We start from the raw sequence: 17132 nt of genomic DNA, 5'->3' as shown, positions 1-17132 counted from the left end.
GCAACCGACAAGGAAGTGACCCGAGATGCAGACCCTGGCCGACTGGCACGGCGGACCCGGCCCGTGGATCCTGTTCTTCCCGCTGATCTGGGCGGTCGTGGTGCTCGGCGCCGTCACCGTCCTGCGCCGCACCGCTTGGCGCGGCCGGGGCGGTCCGTGGCGGCCGGCGGACGGCGGCCGCCCGGCCGGTGACTCGCCGCTCGCCGTCCTCGGCCGCCGCTTCGCCTCCGGCGAGATCGACGAGGACGAGTACTGGCGCCGACTGTCCGTCCTGGAGGAGCAGTTCGGCCGCACCGGCAAGGGTGGTGCGGCATGACGGCGACCGCATCACGGGCCGCGGCCCGCGTGGTGGAAGCGGTGAAGGTGTACGGCGGTGGCGACACCGCCGTGCGCGCCCTGGACGGCGTCGCCGTCGCCTTCCCCGCCGGGCGGTTCACCGCGATCATGGGCCCCTCGGGCTCCGGCAAGTCCACCCTCATGCACTGCGCGGCCGGCCTCGACACGCTCACGTCCGGCGCCGCCTGGATCGGCGACACCGAACTCGGCACGCTGGACGACCGGCGCCTGACCCTGCTGCGCCGCGACCGGGTCGGCTTCGTGTTCCAGGCGTTCAACCTGGTGCCGACGCTGACCGTCGCGGAGAACATCACCCTGCCCCTGGATCTGGCCGGCCGGCGCGGCGATCCGGAATGGATCGACGCGCTGGTCGGCGTCGTCGGACTGCGCGACCGGCTGCACCACCGGCCCGCGCAGCTCTCCGGCGGCCAGCAGCAACGCGTGGCCGTGGCACGGGCGTTCGCCGGTCGGCCCGAGGTGGTCTTCGCCGACGAGCCGACCGGGAACCTCGACTCCCGCTCCGGCGCCGAGGTGCTCGGCCTCCTCGGCTCCGCCGTACGGGAGACGGACCGCACCGTCGTCATGGTGACCCACGACCCGGTGGCCGCCGCACACGCCGACGAGGTCCTCTTCCTCGCCGACGGACGGCTGGTCGACCGAATGGAATCGCCCACCGCGGACCGGGTCCTGGACCGGATGAAGGCCTTCGAGGTGCGCACATGAACGCATCGCTCCGGCTCGGCCTGACCTCCCTGCGCACGCACCGGCGCCGCTTCGCCGGCACCTTCCTCGCCGTGTTCCTCGGCGTCGCCAACACGCTGACCCTCGCGCTGCACGAACGCACCCGTGAACTCGGTCTGCTGCGGGCCGTCGGACAGACCCGGGCCCAACTGCGGGCCATGGTCCGCTGGGAGTCGGTGCTGGTCGCCGCCTTCGGCACGGCGGGCGGGCTCGTTCTCGGCGCCTGTCTGGGCTGGGTGCTGGTGAAGGCCTCCGACGCCGCGAGCGACACGGCGTTCGCCTTCGCCCTCGCGCCCGCGCGTCTCTCGGTGGTCGCCCTGGTCGGCCTCCTCGCCGGCGCCCTCGCCGGTCTGCGCCCGGCACGACGGGCGGGACGGCTGGACGTGCTGCGGGCCGTCGCAACGGAGTGACTGCGTCGTGCCGGCCGATCGCCCACGGTCCGGCTCGGTCCGGCTCGGTCCGGCCCGTGGGCGGTTGTGGGTGGGCAGTGACTGGACCCGGAATTCCCCGTGCCCCTGGAGTTGCACCGGCGGCGCCGTCCCGGCGCCGCCGGTGGGGTTGGCTGAGATCGTGCGGCTGCGCGACGGCCGGTGGCTGGTCGCGCAGTTCCCCGCGCCCGGGGAGTGCGGCGCCGGCGCCTGCGAGGCGCGCCGCCGCCGGGCAGGCGCAGCGGGCAGCGGTGGTCGTACGGTCCGCGCAGCTGCGGGCGGCACCCGGTGGGCGCGGGTGAGCGGGACACCCGAGCCGCAACGCGGGGGCAAGCGGAACGCCTCTTCCGTCCGCGGCACGGCGCACCCACCCCCTGCCGGGACGGGTGCGCGTCTCACCGCCCGGTCAGCCGGGAACGGCCGACCGGGCGGGAGCCTGGGGGAGGGGGCCGACGCCTGCCGCGCTCGCCACGGGTGCCACCGCGGCGGGCGCTTCCGCGGTCAGGGTGACACCGGCACCCACCGGCGTCCCCGCCGGCGCCCTGGCCGCCGTACCGACGCGGACGGGTTCCGGCGCGGCGGGTACCTCGGCGGTACGGCGCGGAGCGCGGGCGGGACAGGGCCGTACCACCGCCGGAGCCGACAGCGTGAACCAGACGACCTTGCCGTTCTCGCCGTCCGGCCGTGCACCCCAGCTCTCGCTCACCGCCGCCACCATCGCCAGCCCGCGCCCGCACGTGGCCAGCGGGCCGCCGTCCACCGTGTCCGCGGCGTCGGCCGGCACCGGAAGCCGTGGATCGTTGTCGCGCACCGAGACGGTGAGCCGGTCCGACGCCAGCTCCAGCTCGACGGTGCACGACTTGTCGGGCCTGGCGTGCCGGTGGACGTTGCTCAGCAGTTCCGTCACGCCGAGCGCGGCGCGGTCTATCAACGCGTCCATGTGCCAGTAGCGCAACTGCGCAGATACGATTCTGCGGACCTGGCCGATCCGCGACGGCAGGGCTTGGAGCTCCACCGTGCAGTGCCTGCTTGGGTGACTGATCACGGCTGCGACTCCCCGATGTAGAGGTCCGAAGGACCGGAAGAACACGGAGAACAACGGATCCAGCAGGGTGGCTTGCGTCCAAACGTCCGCCTGCTGTCATGGCCGGCGGGCTGGTTCGCAGCGTTATCGCCGGTAAACCCAGAGTGACGTGAGACCAGCGTGACGCAGCGGATGCCGTCCCGCAACTCGCCGCGACGGACCGCTGCTCGGAGTAATACGACCGGCGTCCTCCCGAGCGGGCGGCCGTCTCAGCCGCCGCGTCCGGAGGCCCGCCGCACCGCCTCGATGAACCGCCGTGCCGCCGGCGGCCCCGGCTCGCCCGGAGCGGGGTCGTGCTCGCCCAGCGTCAGCAGGTACCGCTTGCCGTTGAGGTCGGCGAGCGCCTTGTCGTCCGGCCCGAACCACGGCCGGGACGCGCGCACCGCCTGTACCGGGGCACTGTCGATCTCGCTGCCGTAGCTGGTGAGCAACTCCAGCCTGCCGTCGTTGATCCGGACCTGGCCGGCCCGGGTGAGCGAACGCAGCCGCTTGCCGATCCGCACGCCAGTGGCCGTGAACTCCGGCTCCGCCATCCTTGGCCGCCCCCTTGCCCGTGTGCTTCCGCGATCCAGTGTGCGCCCACGTTCGGGACGATCGTCCCGACGCGTGCAGTCTGCCCCGATGCGGCCGGGAACACCAGTACACGCGACGCGCCCGGCACGGCCGCCCGGAGCACTCCCGCCAATGCGCCCCCGATGCCTCGCGCGCCCTGCTCCCCAGGGGTGTCTTTGGGCGGCTGAAAGATGCGTTTATGCAGGTGGGAAGCGATGTGAAAGATGCCTATGCTCGAGGTGCCGGCCGCGTGAGGCGTCGTCGGCGCCCAGCCGAAGGAGTATCGCCGTGAGCACCACCCACCCCACCCGGACCGGCGCCACCCTCGACGTCGACCGCAGCGACGCCGGCTACCGCGACTGGCTGAAAGAGGCCGTGCGTAAAGTCCAGGCCGACGCCAACCGGTCCGCGGACACGCACCTGCTGCGCTTCCCCCTCCCCGAGCGGTGGGGCATCGACCTGTACCTGAAGGACGAGTCCACCCACCCCACCGGCAGCCTCAAGCACCGCCTCGCCCGCTCCCTGTTCCTCTACGGCCTCTGCAATGGCTGGATCCGCCCCGGCCGCCCGGTCATCGAGGCCTCCAGCGGCTCCACCGCCGTCTCCGAGGCCTACTTCGCCAAGCTGATCGGCGTCCCCTTCATCGCGGTCATGCCGCGCACGACCAGCGCCGAGAAGTGCCGTCTGATCGAGTTCCACGGCGGGCAGTGCCACTTCGTGGACGACTCCCGGAAGATGTACGAGGAGTCCGCCCGCCTCGCGGTGGAGACCGGCGGCCACTACATGGACCAGTTCACCTACGCCGAGCGGGCCACCGACTGGCGCGGCAACAACAACATCGCCGAATCGATCTTCCGTCAGCTGGAGTTGGAGCGGTTCCCGGAGCCGGCCTGGATCGTCGCCACCGCCGGCACCGGTGGTACCTCCGCGACCCTCGCCCGCTATGTCCACTACATGCAGTACGACACCCGTATCTGCGTCGCGGACCCGGAGAACTCCTGTTTCTTCGAGGGCTGGACCACCGGTGATCCCGAGGTCACCTGCGACTGCGGTTCCCGGATCGAGGGCATCGGCCGCCCGCGCATGGAGCCGAGCTTCGTGCCCGGCGCGATCGACCGGATGATGAAGGTCCCGGACGCGGCCAGCGTCGCCGCCGTACGGGCCCTGGAGCGGGCCATCGGCCGCAGGGCGGGCGGCTCCACGGGCACCGGGCTGTGGAGCGCGCTGAAGATCGTCTCCGAGATGGTGGCCGACGGGCGTCGCGGCAGCGTCGTCACCCTGCTGTGCGACCCGGGCGACCGCTACCTCGACAAGTACTACTCCGACGCCTGGCTCGCCGGGCAGGGCCTGGACATCGCGCCGTACGCCGCGGCGATCGAGACCCTGCTGGCCACGGGGGTGTGGCCGCACTGAGCCGGCCCCCGCCGTCCGTGAGGCCGGGCGCCGACGCCAGGGTGACAGGGGTGTGTGGGTTTGGTGACGTCTCAATTCCGGTTCTGGGCAAGCCGGTTGTGCCTGTGTGACTGATAAGATCATCCCACTTTTCAAATGGGCTGACGGCGCGTCACAGACACGCCCCGGGGGACAGTCTCGAAGGCACCATCGCGCTCGCACGGTTTCGGCGCGATGCGACTTGAAGAGAGTCTCATGACGTCATTGACCACGGATCCACTGCTGTGGATCTTGCTGGTGGTGCTCGTCGCTGCGGTCGTCGCAGTGATGCGGGCCCGGAGAACCAACATGGCGCTCCGAAGAACACGAAAGGAACTGGAGACAGGACTGGGAGAGGCCCGCGGAGAGGTCGGCCGGCTGCACGCGCACGTCGCCGCGCTGACGGCGCAGCAGCAGCGCGACCTCGCCGACGTACGGGCGGACGCCGAGGCGGCGACCAAGGCGGTGCTGAAGTCCGCCATGGGCACGCTCCAGTCGCTCGCCGAGGAACAGCAGGTCCTCCTCGACAGCCTGCTGAGGAAGTACGGCGACACGACGGACGTCCTGGCCGACCTGATGACGGTCGACCACACCGGCAGCCAGTTCGGCCGCCGCGCCAAGGGCATCTCCGTGCTGTGCGGCGGATGGCTGGGCAGGCGCGAGGGCGCCGCGACCGTCTACGACGTCGCCCGCAGCGCCCAGGGCAGGATCAAGGACTTCGACCGGGTCGGCGTCCACTCGCAGGTGAACGTCTCGCTCGTCGGCAGGGCGGTCGAGCCGGTGGCCGTCGTCCTGGCCGAACTGCTGGACAACGCGACCAACTACAGTGCGCCCGGCACGCCGGTCGAGGTCAACATCCAGACCGTGCCGACCGGTGTGTGTTTCATCGTGGACGACGCCGGCCTGGGGATGGACCAGGAGACCAAGGACCGGGCGGCGGCTCTGCTGTCCGTCGACGGTCCCGTCGACATCACCGGCCTCGGCGATCCGCCGCGGTTCGGTTTCGCCGTGTGCGGCATGCTCGCCGCCCGCTACGGCTTCGCCGTCTCCGTCGGTTCCGTGTCCCCCTACGGCGGAGTGCGTGCAGTGATCCGTGTACCCGAAAGCCTGCTCTCGGCCGACACTCCTTCCCCCGCGGCCGACACCCAGGACACCGCGACCCCGCAGGAGGCCCCACAGCGACTGGCGCCGGTACCGGTCGTCGGCCCCATGCACGTGGTGGGGCAGACCTCGGGAGGCCTGCCCAAACGCCGACGGCGCAGCGGCCCGGTCACGGTCGTCCCGGCCCTCGACAGCGCCGGCCCGGAGGAGACTCCGGAGGCGGCCAGCGAGGTGACGGCGTCGCGCATCGGGGCGTTCGCGCGCGGAACTCACCTCGGGCGCACCACGAACACCACGGAAGGACCTGACAACCAGTGAACATCGACCTGTCCTGGGTGCTGAACGACGTGCTCGAGGTGCGCGGAGCCCGGCACGCGATCCTCGTCTCGGGAGACGGCCTGCTGCTGCAGCGCTCGGACGACATCGCGCGCGACGACGCCGAGACGAACGCCGCGGCGATGAGCTCGATGCAGTCGCTGAGCCGCGCCGTCGCGGGGTTCGTGGGAGCGGGACACGGGATCTGGAAGCAGACGCTGCTGGAGTACGACGGCGGCTGGATCTTCCTGATCGCCGCCGGCCAGGGCTCCTACCTCGCCGTCTCGGCCGCGCTGGACGTCGACATGGAGGCGATGTCCTTCCGCATGCAGAAGACGGTGGCGGGTCTGAGCAAGGCGATGAGTGTGGCCCCGCGCTCGGACGGTGCGGGCGTATGACGACGCCCGGCGAGGAAGCCTCCGTCACCAGCGAGTTCGTCCGTTCCTACGTCATCACCGGCGGCCGGAGCCTGCCCGCCTCGGACGACCTGGCGCTGCACACCCTGGTCACCCTGGCTCCCGAGCGGACCCCACCGCTGGGCGCCGGCCCCGAGGTGATGGCGATCTGGCAGCTGTGCTCCGGCGGCTATCTGTCGGTCGCCGAAGTGGCCGGTCACGTGGGACTGCCGGTGGGGGTGGCCCGGCTGCTGCTGACCGATTTATTCGAGCAGGGCCACCTCCTGCGCCGCGCGGAGCCGCCCCGGGCGCAGAACGTTGACAGAGCGACCCTCGAGAAGGTTCTGAATGGACTCCAATCCCTCATCGGCTGAGACGGCCCCTGGATCCATCTACGTCTCCAGCGCGGTGACCAACGCTGCCAAGATCCTGGTCGTCGGCCATTTCGCCGTCGGCAAGACGACCTTCATCGGCTCGCTGTCGGAGATCACCCCGCTGCGCACCGAGGAGAAGATGACCCAGGCGTCCCTCCACGTGGACGACCTCAGAGGCGTCGCGGGCAAGACCACCACCACCGTGGCACTGGACTTCGGTCGGCTGACGCTCAGCGACGAACTCGTGCTGTACCTGTTCGGCACCCCGGGACAGCAGCGCTTCATGCAGCTGTGGGAGGACATGGCCCGCGGCGCGCTCGGGGCGCTGCTCCTGGTCGACCCCGCACGGCTGGAGGAGACCTTCCCCGTCATCGACCTCGTCGAGCGGTACGGCCTCGAGTACGCCATCGCCGTCAACAGCTTCGAGCGGGCCGAGGTGTACGAGGAGGCGGAGGTACGGGAGGCCCTGGACCTGCTCCCTGACACACCCGTCGTCTACTGCGACGCGCGCGACCGGCAGTCGTCCGCCCTTGCGCTGATCGCCCTCGTGCGTCACCTGCTCACCCGAGCCGCCTGACACACCCATCCGCCCGGACCGTCTTCCCCCGGACCGTCGGCCCGGAGCCAGCAGAAGGAACCCCCATGGACCGCCAGTCAGCCTCCGCCCCCGCCGCGGCCAGATGCCCCATGCACGACGCGGCGTTCGCCGCCGACCCCCAGCAGGTCTACGACCGGTTGCGCGCCCACGGCCCGGCCGGCCCGGTCGAACTCGCCCCCGGCGTCGACGCCACCCTGGTCGTCGGCCACGAGACGGCTCTGCGCGTGCTGCAGAACTCCACGCTCTTCGCCAGGGACGCCCGCCACTGGAAGGCGCTGAACGAGGGGCGCATCCCGCTGGACCACCCGGTGCTGCCGATGATGGCGTACCGGCCCAACTGTCTGTTCACCGACGGCGCCGTGCACCTGCGGCTGCGCAAGGCAGTCACGGACAGCCTCGCCCGGCTCAACATCACCCGGATCCGCCGCGACGTCGAGCCCATCGCCGACTACCTCATCGACCAGTTCAGCGAGCGGGGCCGCGCCGACCTGCTCAACGACTACGCCAAACTGCTGCCGCTGCTGCTGTTCAACAAGCTGTTCGGCTGCCCGGCGGACATCGGTGACACCCTGACCGGCGCCATGTCGGCGATCTTCGACGGCAAGGACGCCCTGCGCGCCAACGAGGAACTCACCTCCTGCCTCATGCAGTTGATCGCCCTCAAGCGGCGCAGGCCCGGCGACGACGTCACCTCCTGGCTGATCCAGCATCCCGCCGGACTGACCGACGAGGAGCTCAAGGACCAGCTCGTGATGCTGATGGGCGCGGGCGTGGAGCCCGAGCGCAACCTGATCGGCAACGCACTGCTCCTGCTGCTGTCACCCGACACGAGCGGACGCGACTCCGGGCTGCTGATCGAGGAGGCGATCGACCACGTGCTGTGGAACCAGACGCCCATCGCCAACTACGCCACCCACTACCCGGTCCAGGACGTGGACCTCGGGGGAGTGGTGGCCGAGGCGGGCACGCCGGTCGTCATCAGCTTCGCCGCCGCCAACACGGATCCGGCCCTGTCGGAAGCCCGCCGCACCCACAGCAAGGGTGCCCACCTGGCCTGGGGGGCGGGTCCGCACGCGTGCCCGGCCAAGGACCCGGCGACGGTCATCGCCGTCACCGCGATGGAGAAGCTCCTCAACGCGCTGCCCGACCTCGCGCTGGCCGTCCCCGCGCGGGAACTGCAATGGCGGCCCGGTCCGTTCCACCGGGCGCTGGCCGCGCTGCCCGTGGCGTTCAGCCCCACGCCCGCCACCCACATCGCCTCCGCGCTGCAGGGCCGTACCGTACCCGCCGCGGCCGAGCAGCCGCTCCCGACGGCACCGGTCACCGCCGTCCGTCAGGAACCGGCGAGGAAGAAGGGCTTCTGGAGCAGCTTCCTGGACATCTTCCGAGTCTGATGCGAGACGTGTGCCGGTCTGTCGGGCATGTGACGGGAGCAACACCGAGCGGTGCATGACGACGGAGAGGGGAAGGGTAGATTCCGGCGGTAACGGTAGCGCCCAGCCACAAAGGAGCTTCGCGTGACCGCCGTTGGCGTCATCCGTGGTACCACCATCGACCGCCGAGCCGCCATCCCCCTTCTCCGTCGCCTCCGTTCGGCCGAGGGACAGGCCGACCCCTTCCCCGTCTGGGACGAACTGCGTGCCCTCGGAGAGGTCGTACCCGCTCCCTGGGGCGGGTACTTCGTGACCGGATTCGATCTGTGCAGCCAGGTCCTGCGCGGCAGGAACTGGCTCGTACCGGACTTCGCCTGGCAGGAACGCCAACCCGACACGGCCCGCTGGCAGCATCCGGCGACGCGCGAGATGACGCGGACGCTCTCCCGCCTCAACCCGCCCGAACACACCCTGCGACGGCGTGCCTTGGGCAATCTCTTCGACCGGGGCACCCTGGAGGCCATGCGGCCCCGGGTCGAGGACCACGTCACCCGGCTCCTGGACCGCCTGGAGCTGCAGCTGCGCGCCCGGGGCGAGGCCGACTTCGTCACCACGGTCGCCGACCAGCTGCCCATCCACACCGTCGGCCAGTGGCTCGCCGTCCCGGTCGAGCACTACCCGCACATCCTGGACTTCACCCACCGTCAGGTCCACGCCCAGGAGCTGATCCCTACCAGCAGCGAACTGGCGATCTCGGCCCGGGCCACCCTGGAGATGAGGGCCTTCTTCACCGCACTCGTCGCAGCCCGGCGCCGCCACCCCGGCGACGACGTCCTCAGCCGCTGGATCCGCCACTGGGACGCCCACTGCCCCGGCGACCGGGCGGCGGCGGACCAGATGCTGTACGACCTGACGATGTTCATCACCATCGCCTCCCTGGAAACCACCGCGACGCTGCTCACCAACGCGGTGTGGTTCCTCACCCGGGATCCGGTCCGGGCCGCCTGGCTGCGCCGGCACCCCGAGCACATCGACGACGCGATCGACGAGACGCTGCGCTACGACCCGCCGATCCACCTCAACTCCCGCTTCGCCGCCGAGGACACCGTCCTCGCCGGCGTCCCCGTTCCCAAGGACACCACCGTCCACGTCCTGTACGGCGCCGCCAATCACGACCCGCGCCGCAACCCGGACCCCCACGTCTTCGACATCCGCCGCAAGGGCGCCCACCTCACCTTCGGCGGCGGCGTCCACTACTGCCTCGGAGCGGGCCTGGCCCGCCTGGAGGCCGGTCTGCTGCTGACCCAGCTGCTGGAACGATTCCCCACCCTGCGGCCGATCGCCGGCCCCAGCTACGCGAGCCGGATGGTGTTCCGGCGCATCACCTCCCTGAAAGTGACGACATGACCGCCCTCCCCCTCGAGACCCTCCCGGCCGGCACCGTACGGCGGACCCTGCGGACCCACCGGGAGGGCCCCGTCCTCACCGTCGAGCTGAACACCCCCGAGGAGGGCAACACCGTCACCGACGCCCTGCTGGACGATCTCCTGGCGGTCCTCCAGGACCAGGACCCGGCCGTCCGCGTGCTGGTGCTCACCGGCAGCGGCGACGACTTCTGCCTCGGTGGGGACCGTGGTGAGTTCACCCGGCATCTCGCCCACGACCCCACGGGCAGCGGCATCCGCGTCTCGGGCGTCAAGGCCCGGCTGGTGTGCGAGGCCCTGACCGGCAACCCGGCCGTCACCGTCGCCCGCGTCCACGGCAAGGCCGTCGGGGCGGGCGTCGCTCTCGCGCTCGCCTGCGACCTGCGGGTCGGCTCCGAGGACGCGACCTTCCGGCTGCCCGAACTCGCCCTCGGAATGCCGACCGCCTGGGGCGGCCTGCTGCCCCGGCTCATCAGCGAGGTCGGCGCGGCACGCGTCCGCGAGATCGTCCTCACGGGCCGGGTCGTCACCGCGGCGGAGGCCGCGTCCCTGTCCATCCTGCAGAAGGTCGTCCCCGCCCAGGATCTGGACGCGGCCGTCGCCGACTGGGCCAGGCCCGTCGTACGCCGCCCGCAGGCGGCCCTGCGCGTCACCAAGACGCTGCTCAACTCGCTGTCCACGGCATCGCGCCTGGCCGATGTCTCCGCACTGGACCCGGAACTGATGGCGGCGGTCGTGTCCGAGGCGCACCGCGCCCGCGACACCGCCTGATCAGCGCCTCGCCAGGCGCCGGTCCAAGGAGGTCACCGCGTTCCGGAAGGCTCGCCCGAGGCCCGGCCGGGCAAGGCCGAGGGCGAACCGGAACGGTGCCGTCCCATCGGCGGCGAAGGTCCACCGCACCCGCGTGCCGGTACCTTGAGGCGCGAGGTGCCATTCCTCGACCAGGGCGCGGGCACCCGGCGCGTTGGTGACGTCGACACGGTAGGCATACAACTCCGGCGCCCTGGCCACGAGGACCGTCTCCTCGAACCGTGTCCCGCCCCGGAGCCTGATCTCCCGCCCGGCGCCCCCGTCGGTGGCCCGGGCCAGCGTCACCGCCGAGAACCACCGCGCCCAGCCCGGCACATCCTCCGCGAGCGCGCGGAAGACCTGCTCCGGTGGCGCGCAGATCTCCCGCGCGAAGACCAGTCGGACGGGCGCGGCCCCGAGGAAACCGAGGTCCACCGGGCGAAGACGACGAGCCATGGACGTAACCCCCTGCCCTCCGGCAGTTGCGGTCGACCGGGCGGACACACCATAGCTGACGGGTGCTCAGATGTCTGTGTCGTCGTCCCCGGGCTCGCCCGCCACGACCACCCGCAGATGCTCGGAGATCTCCGCGCGGGCCTCCGCGGGCAGCCCCGCGTCCGTCACCAGCGTGTCCACCTGCTCCAGCGTGGCGAACGAACTCAAACCGACCGTGCCCCACTTGGTGTGGTCGGCGACCACCACCACGCGGCGCGCGGAGTGCACCAGCCGCCGGTTCGTCTCCGCCTCGGCGAGGTTCGGCGTGGACAGCCCGGCCTCCACCGATATGCCGTGCACACCGAGGAACAGCAGGTCGAAGTGGAGGGCCGCGATCGCCTGGTCGGCCACCGGCCCCACCAGCGAGTCGGACGGCGTGCGCACCCCGCCGGTCAGCACCACCGTGGGCGCGCCCTGCCGCTGGCCCGAGGTGCGCTGTGCGGCGTGGAAGACGTCCGCGACCCGCACCGAGTTCGTCACCACGGTCAGGTCCGGGACCTCCAGCAACTGCTGGGCGAGCGCGTACGTCGTCGTACCGCCGGACAAGGCGATCGCCGTGCCCGGGGTGACCAGCTTGGCGGCGGCGCGCGCGATGTCCTCCTTGGCGGTCAGCTCCAGACCCGACTTGGCCTCGAAACCGGGCTCGTGCGTGCTCGCCTCGACCACCGGCACCGCGCCGCCGTGCACCTTCTCCAGCACGCCCTGGCGGGCGAGGGCGTCGAGGTCACGGCGCACGGTCATGTCCGACACGCCGAGCTTGCGGGTCAGTTCGTTGACCCGCACACCGCCCCGGCGCCGGACCTCGTCCAGGATCAGTGCGCGGCGCTGCTCCGCGAGGAGGTTCTGATTCTCGCTCACGTACGCTCCGGTCCTTTCGCCGCCATCTGTCCGACACGCCCGGCACACAGCCTGCGACCAGGAGATTCCGGCCGGCCTCCGATGTGCGGGCGTCCCATCTTTTCACGGGTCGGTACCGGTTGCGCCACCGCCTGTCACGACGCGCTCATGCCACATCCGCCACGGCCGTCCTCATCCGGATCGGGGAGATCGTGGGGCAAGGCCGGTGCACCGCGCCCCGCCGGAGGTCCTGAAGCCCGCGCGACACGGTCCTTCGGCCGCGTCAGGGGTGCGAGAACAGTGAGTACAGGAACACTCCGGCGAGCGGGGGACCGGCCGGGCCTCAGGGCGGCGCGGGCCCGGCCGGTGCCGCTGGTACGCACGGTGGGCGGGACCACCGCCGAGCGGATGCTCAGTGGTCCCGTGCCGTCCGGGTCGGCGGCACCGCGCGGGACCCGTCCGGGAGGCTACGGCGGCTGGGCCCGGCCCGGCCGGCGGTCCACGGAGGCCTCCCGGGCGACCCCGCCGTCGGCGCGCTCACAGCGGCCCCGGGCCTGCCGGCCGTCGCGCAGCGCCGTGGTGACCCGGCCCTGTGCTGCGGCACTCCCGACCCGCGGACCGGCATGCGCGGCCTCGGCAGACCGGCCGTCGTCCCTGCTCGCCTGTGCCCTGGGCGGCGTGATGCCCGGCGCGGTTCGCCCAGCGCGCCGCCGGCCGGCCGGACGGCACCCACGCCCTGCGCCCCGGCCCGCCCTTCCCGCTGACCTGGCAGGCGTCCGCCCTCCTGCCGGTCCACACGGTCCTGCTGGTACTCGCCGCCCGGCTCGGGTACCGCCCGGCAGGCCGTGCCGTGCGCGGCCGGGGCCGCCACGAGCAGCCCGGCGAGCCCGAGGGCCCGGGCCGCACCAACGCCCGGCTCCGCCATGGCCGCCCTCACCGGCGGGGCATCCCTGGGCGTCGCCGCGTGCTCGCCGCCATCACCCTGCGGCTCGGCGGACGGCTCGCTTCTCGGTCAGGGGCGCGGAGCGGCGGCGGAGGCACTGGCGGCGTACGACACGGCGCAGCCGGCGTGAGCCACCGGGCGGCCTGTGCGCCGGCGGGCGCCGGGCGGAGCACCGGCCCTGGCTGGGTCGAGTACGCGACGTCGGCGCCGGCCGGGGGCCGTGCCCTCCTCAGGGCTCGTGCGGACCGGCGGCCGCTCAGGGCAGGTCCGGAAGGTCCTCCGCGAACAGCAGGGTAAGGTCGTCGGTGCTCGGATCCGCCAACTGGGCGACCCGGCTCGCATGCCGCTCGACCATCGCCTCGAACGTCCGGCGGGCGGTGCGGCCGTTACCGAACGCCGGGCCCTTCGGGATGGCTGTGAAGTACTTCAGCAGCGCCTCGCCCGCGCCCGGCGCCAGCCGGTACTCGTGCTCGTCGGCCTGCTGCTCCACGATCCGCAACAGCTCCTCGGGGTTGTAGTCGCCGAAGGTGATGGTGCGCGAGAAGCGGGAGGCGACGCCGGGGTTCACGGCCAGGAAGCGCTCCATCTCCGCGGTGTACCCGGCGACGATCACCACCACCGCGTCCCGGTGGTCCTCCATGAGTTTCACCAGCGTGTCGATGGCCTCCTTGCCGAAGTCCCGCCCGGCGTCCTCCGGGGACAGCGCGTACGCCTCGTCGATGAAGAGCACACCGCCGCGCGCCTTCTCGAACGCCTCCTGGGTGCGGATCGCCGTGGAACCGATGTGCTCGCCGACCAGGTCCACTCGGGACACCTCCACCAGGTGTCCCTTCTCCAGTACACCGAGGGAGGCGAGGATCTCGCCGTAGAGCCGGGCGACCGTGGTCTTGCCGGTGCCGGGGGAGCCGGTGAACACCAGATGCCGCTTCACCGAGGCCGCCTTCAGGCCCGCCCGCTGCCTTCGCCGGCCCACCTCGATCATGTCGGTCAGCGCCCGCACCTCACGCTTGACGCTCTCCAGGCCCACCAGGGCGTCCAGTTCGCCGAGCACGTCCTTCGACGTCCGCACCGGCTTCTCCGGCGCGGCGGCCGTGACCGGCGGCTCCTGCTCCGTGCTGCGCTGCCCGGGAATCGAGCCGAGCAGACCGGGGGAGTGCGCCGTCGACCGTACGGCGGTCTCGCGGACCGCGGGCGGCGGCCGCAGGCCCGCGCTCTCGTCGCTGGTGCAGTCCTCCACGACGGGACCCGTCCCGGACGTACCGTCCGGGCCCGCGTCGGCGAACTCGTAACCACCGCGTGCGCAGCGCTCTGTACGGCACCGGCGCAGCGTCGCCCGGCAGCCGTCGATCACATGGAAGCCGTAGCCCCCGCTGCCGCTGACCCGGCAGTTCAGGAAGGTGCCGCGGCCGCCCGCTGAGACGTAGAAGCCGGCCTCGGCGGGGGAGTCGACCGTGCAGCGCTCGATGGTCGGGTCGGCGCCCTTGGTGACGATGACGCCCGTCTGGGTGCCGTCCAGGGTGCAGTTGTTCAGCGTGCCGCCGCTGCCGTGGTCGCGGAACCACGCTCCGGTCGCCGCCTCCCGGATCCGGCAGTCGTCGAGCTGCGCGGTCGCCCCGTCGCTCACCGACACCGCCGTGTTGCGCACCTGCGACAGATCGCTGTCCACGACGTCCGCGCGCGAACCGCGGTCCAGCACGAACAGGGCGTCCGGCACGTCGTGCACCCGGCAGGAGTCGAGGACGGCGGTGGCACCGTCGCTGACCCACACCGCGGGATAGTCGCCGGTGCTGTCGAAGATCTCGCACTGGTTGGCGTCCACCCGGGTCCCCGGATCCCACACCGACAGGCCGTTGCGCCCGAACTGACGCACCGTCGTCCGGGTGAGCGTGAGTACCGAACGGGAGCGCAGGTCGACCGCGTTCTCGGGGATGTCGTGGATGTGGCAGTCGGCGAGCGTGAGCACCGCGTCCGTGTCCAGGGTGACGCCGTCGGCCGTGGTGCGGTGCACATCACAGTCGGTCAGTTGCGCGGTCGCCCGCTGACTGACCTGGGCACCGGAGCCGCGGACCTCGTAGATCTCACAACCCACCGCCTCCAGCGCGGAGTGCTCGCCGGTCACGGTCATCCCGGTCCCCGAGGCGTGGTGCACACGGCAGCGCTCCAGACGTGGATGCGCACCACCCCGGACCGCCACGCCCGCCTGCCCGGCCGCGACGACCTCGCACTCCTCGAACACGCCGCCCCCGCCGTCGAGTACGGCGATGCCGATGCCGGCCGGGTTGTCGACGGTGCAGCGGCGCACGGTCGGCCGGGCGCCGCCGCGCACCTCGATGCCCGCGGCCGACCGGGTGACGATCCGCAGGTCCGTCAGCTCGGGCGTGCCCTCCTCGACGAGCAGCGCGGGCGCCGCCGCGTCCTGGCCCTCCACGTGCAGGTCCTGCACCACCGCCGAGGCGCGCACGGTGATCGGCACGCCGGCCTCGGGCGCGATCCGCACCGAGCCGGGCGAGCCCTCGGGCCCACGGAGCGTCACGGCCCGCTCCACCACGAGGTTCTCCCGGTAGGTGCCCGGGGTGATGGTGAGGACATCGCCGTCGGCGGCGGCCTCCAGGGCGGCGGCGAGCGACGCGTACTCGCCTGTGCGGCGCCGCCACCGCGACGTACCGGTGTGCGTCACCTGGACCGTGCCCTGTGCCATGGCGTTGCTGTGCCCCCACCTCGTCGTACTGATGGCTCGCTCCCTCAGGGGACCTGCCCGCCGGTACCGGTACCGCGACCGTGCCCAGCCCTGGGGCCGGTGCGCGTTCGCGCTCCCGAAAACCTGTGCGCGGCCCTGCGGTTCGCTCACCCGCGGGTTGTCGCCGAAAGCGCTTCGGCCGGTCCACCGTAGCGTGTGCGTGCAGGGTCGGTTGACCGGAGGCGGAAGGCGGTCAGCTGCCGGTGCCCGCCTTGCCCCAGTCCGGGCCCGCCCGGTCCCAGGCCTGGTCCCAGCGTGTGTACCGGCTGCGGACCATGCGCCATGCCACCAGCCGTCGGCCGCCCTCGACCAGGCCCGCGGCCAGCAGGGCCGCGCCGATCCCGGCCAGCACCGCGTGGGTCGTGGCGGTGGGGGAGTCCAGCGGGCGGGTCGTTATTCGGCCGTGCGCGTCCGTCCAGAGCCTGAAGTGGTCGCCCGGGCGCGGGGACTTGAGGTCCGCCAGGGTCGGGCCGTGCCGGTGGGTCCCGTCCGGCCCCGTCCAGGCCGCGATCACACGGCTGCGGGTCTCGCGCGCCGTCGTGGTGTCGGGGTCGGTCTCCAGTGGGGCCTCGCCGAGGTCACGCACCACCGTGGCCGTGACGAGATGGCGGGTGTGCCGCTGCTCGCGCACGGACCGCTGCAGCGAGTCCTGGGCGGCGGCACCGGCCAGGCAGCCGGCCACGGGCGCGGCCACGGCCATCAGCACCAGCGCCACGAGGGCCACCCATGCCTCGGCCAGATCGGTCGCGCGGCACAGCGGATTGTGCCGCCAGCGCCACAGACCACTGATCGCCCGCATGTCCCACCCCCTTCCGCTCCGTCATAGCCCCTGGCGCGGACGGGCATCCGCGATCCGGAGCAAGAGAGAGCGACATCACTCGACCGCGGTCGGCCACGCACGCGGCCTCTCACGAATCCCTCATGCGTCCCAACGACCGGGGGCCGCCCCCGGTTCCCCGCAGGCCGGGCGCATTCACCGCGCTGGTGCCCCGGCAGGCGACGTTCGCCCGTCGGGGAGCGGCGTCCGGTGCGTGCTGGCGGCGTGCCGGCCGGAGGCCCTCGTACTGGACGGACTTGGGCTCCCGGTCGGGGCGGCGAGTGGGGGCACCTCCCGCGCCCCCCGGGCAGTGGGGGAGCGCGCCGGGCGTCGCGACGGGGCGAACGGCGCCGGCCGGGGCA

General features: G+C 72.5%; 16 protein-coding genes and 1 pseudogene. 11 read left to right on the top strand and 6 right to left on the bottom strand.

Annotated elements, in window-relative coordinates; translation table 11 throughout:
- Positions 1–25: 25 nt before the first annotated feature.
- The 3 genes and pseudogenes from AC5WRT_RS33470 to AC5WRT_RS33460 form a co-directional block, all read left to right on the top strand.
- Positions 26–316: an SHOCT domain-containing protein gene (locus AC5WRT_RS33470; protein WP_496097875.1), complete on the top strand. Its 291-nt coding sequence runs from the start codon at positions 26–28 to the stop codon at positions 314–316.
- Complete coding sequence (locus AC5WRT_RS33465; RefSeq protein WP_496097874.1) at positions 313–1059, top strand: ABC transporter ATP-binding protein; 747 nt, start codon at positions 313–315, stop codon at positions 1057–1059. Before AC5WRT_RS33470 ends, AC5WRT_RS33465 begins: the two co-directional genes overlap by 4 nt.
- Positions 1060–1124: 65 nt before the next feature.
- Positions 1125–1487: pseudogene (locus AC5WRT_RS33460) on the top strand (ABC transporter permease); the annotation flags it as partial.
- 424 nt (positions 1488–1911) lie between these two features.
- On the opposite strand, the gene AC5WRT_RS33455 reads toward AC5WRT_RS33460, so the two are convergent.
- Positions 1912–2550 (bottom strand): ATP-binding protein, encoded by a 639-nt coding sequence (locus AC5WRT_RS33455; protein ID WP_496097873.1) that lies wholly within the window; start codon positions 2548–2550, stop codon positions 1912–1914.
- A gap of 248 nt (positions 2551–2798) precedes the next feature.
- Entirely contained in the window at positions 2799–3122 is a 324-nt protein-coding gene (locus AC5WRT_RS33450; RefSeq protein WP_496097872.1) for a hypothetical protein, read from the bottom strand.
- Positions 3123–3429: 307 nt separating this feature from the next.
- Here AC5WRT_RS33450 and cds1 point away from each other — a divergent pair, with 307 nt between their 5' ends.
- From cds1 to AC5WRT_RS33410, 8 genes are all read left to right on the top strand, one after another.
- Positions 3430–4554, top strand: a complete 1125-nt coding sequence (gene cds1, locus AC5WRT_RS33445; protein ID WP_496097871.1) for an L-cysteine desulfhydrase Cds1 — start codon at positions 3430–3432, stop codon at positions 4552–4554.
- A gap of 234 nt (positions 4555–4788) precedes the next feature.
- Positions 4789–5991 carry an ATP-binding protein gene (locus tag AC5WRT_RS33440; protein ID WP_496097870.1) on the top strand — a complete coding sequence of 401 codons (1203 nt, stop codon included), beginning with the start codon at positions 4789–4791 and terminating at the stop codon, positions 5989–5991.
- Positions 5988–6386, top strand: a complete 399-nt coding sequence (locus AC5WRT_RS33435; protein ID WP_496097869.1) for a roadblock/LC7 domain-containing protein — start codon at positions 5988–5990, stop codon at positions 6384–6386. Before AC5WRT_RS33440 ends, AC5WRT_RS33435 begins: the two co-directional genes overlap by 4 nt.
- Positions 6383–6757 (top strand): DUF742 domain-containing protein, encoded by a 375-nt coding sequence (locus AC5WRT_RS33430; RefSeq protein ID WP_496097868.1) that lies wholly within the window; start codon positions 6383–6385, stop codon positions 6755–6757. The genes AC5WRT_RS33435 and AC5WRT_RS33430 overlap by 4 nt, the downstream gene beginning before the upstream one ends.
- On the top strand, positions 6732–7334 hold the full coding sequence (locus AC5WRT_RS33425) for a GTP-binding protein (protein WP_496097867.1): 603 nt from the start codon (positions 6732–6734) through the stop codon (positions 7332–7334). The genes AC5WRT_RS33430 and AC5WRT_RS33425 overlap by 26 nt, the downstream gene beginning before the upstream one ends.
- A 110-nt stretch (positions 7335–7444) precedes the next feature.
- A complete protein-coding gene (locus AC5WRT_RS33420) occupies positions 7445–8749 on the top strand; it encodes a cytochrome P450 family protein (RefSeq protein ID WP_496097911.1) in 1305 nt (434 codons plus the stop codon).
- A 123-nt stretch (positions 8750–8872) separates the two neighbouring features.
- Positions 8873–10135: a cytochrome P450 gene (locus AC5WRT_RS33415; protein WP_496097866.1), complete on the top strand. Its 1263-nt coding sequence runs from the start codon at positions 8873–8875 to the stop codon at positions 10133–10135.
- On the top strand, positions 10132–10923 hold the full coding sequence (locus tag AC5WRT_RS33410; RefSeq protein ID WP_496097865.1) for an enoyl-CoA hydratase/isomerase family protein: 792 nt from the start codon (positions 10132–10134) through the stop codon (positions 10921–10923). The genes AC5WRT_RS33415 and AC5WRT_RS33410 overlap by 4 nt, the downstream gene beginning before the upstream one ends.
- On the opposite strand, the gene AC5WRT_RS33405 is transcribed toward AC5WRT_RS33410, so the two are convergent.
- The 4 genes from AC5WRT_RS33405 to AC5WRT_RS33390 all read right to left on the bottom strand — a co-directional run bounded on the left by AC5WRT_RS33405 (position 10924) and on the right by AC5WRT_RS33390 (position 16752).
- Positions 10924–11397 carry an SRPBCC family protein gene (locus tag AC5WRT_RS33405; protein ID WP_496097864.1) on the bottom strand — a complete coding sequence of 158 codons (474 nt, stop codon included), beginning with the start codon at positions 11395–11397 and terminating at the stop codon, positions 10924–10926.
- A gap of 66 nt (positions 11398–11463) precedes the next feature.
- A complete protein-coding gene (locus AC5WRT_RS33400) occupies positions 11464–12294 on the bottom strand; it encodes a DeoR/GlpR family DNA-binding transcription regulator (RefSeq protein ID WP_496097863.1) in 831 nt (276 codons plus the stop codon).
- Positions 12295–13472: 1178 nt separating this feature from the next.
- On the bottom strand, positions 13473–15914 hold the full coding sequence (locus AC5WRT_RS33395; protein ID WP_496097862.1) for a right-handed parallel beta-helix repeat-containing protein: 2442 nt from the start codon (positions 15912–15914) through the stop codon (positions 13473–13475).
- Positions 15915–16146: 232 nt separating this feature from the next.
- Positions 16147–16752 carry an Rv1733c family protein gene (locus AC5WRT_RS33390; RefSeq protein WP_496097861.1) on the bottom strand — a complete coding sequence of 202 codons (606 nt, stop codon included), beginning with the start codon at positions 16750–16752 and terminating at the stop codon, positions 16147–16149.
- Positions 16753–17132: the final 380 nt, after the last annotated feature.

This window comes from Streptomyces sp. NTD91, from assembly GCF_059510455.1.
Note: the sequence above shows the minus strand (reverse complement) of the source record. Positions and strands in the feature narration are given on the sequence as shown.

Coding starts and splice junctions, on each gene's coding strand:
- AC5WRT_RS33470 (WP_496097875.1), top strand. CDS start 26: ATGCAGACCCTGGCCGACTGGCACGGCGGACCCGGCCCGTGGATCCTG.
- AC5WRT_RS33465 (WP_496097874.1), top strand. CDS start 313: ATGACGGCGACCGCATCACGGGCCGCGGCCCGCGTGGTGGAAGCGGTG.
- AC5WRT_RS33450 (WP_496097872.1), bottom strand. CDS start 3,122: ATGGCGGAGCCGGAGTTCACGGCCACTGGCGTGCGGATCGGCAAGCGG.
- AC5WRT_RS33440 (WP_496097870.1), top strand. CDS start 4,789: ATGACGTCATTGACCACGGATCCACTGCTGTGGATCTTGCTGGTGGTG.
- AC5WRT_RS33430 (WP_496097868.1), top strand. CDS start 6,383: ATGACGACGCCCGGCGAGGAAGCCTCCGTCACCAGCGAGTTCGTCCGT.
- AC5WRT_RS33425 (WP_496097867.1), top strand. CDS start 6,732: ATGGACTCCAATCCCTCATCGGCTGAGACGGCCCCTGGATCCATCTAC.
- AC5WRT_RS33420 (WP_496097911.1), top strand. CDS start 7,445: ATGCACGACGCGGCGTTCGCCGCCGACCCCCAGCAGGTCTACGACCGG.
- AC5WRT_RS33410 (WP_496097865.1), top strand. CDS start 10,132: ATGACCGCCCTCCCCCTCGAGACCCTCCCGGCCGGCACCGTACGGCGG.
- AC5WRT_RS33405 (WP_496097864.1), bottom strand. CDS start 11,397: ATGGCTCGTCGTCTTCGCCCGGTGGACCTCGGTTTCCTCGGGGCCGCG.
- AC5WRT_RS33395 (WP_496097862.1), bottom strand. CDS start 15,914: ATGGCACAGGGCACGGTCCAGGTGACGCACACCGGTACGTCGCGGTGG.
- AC5WRT_RS33390 (WP_496097861.1), bottom strand. CDS start 16,752: ATGCGGGCGATCAGTGGTCTGTGGCGCTGGCGGCACAATCCGCTGTGC.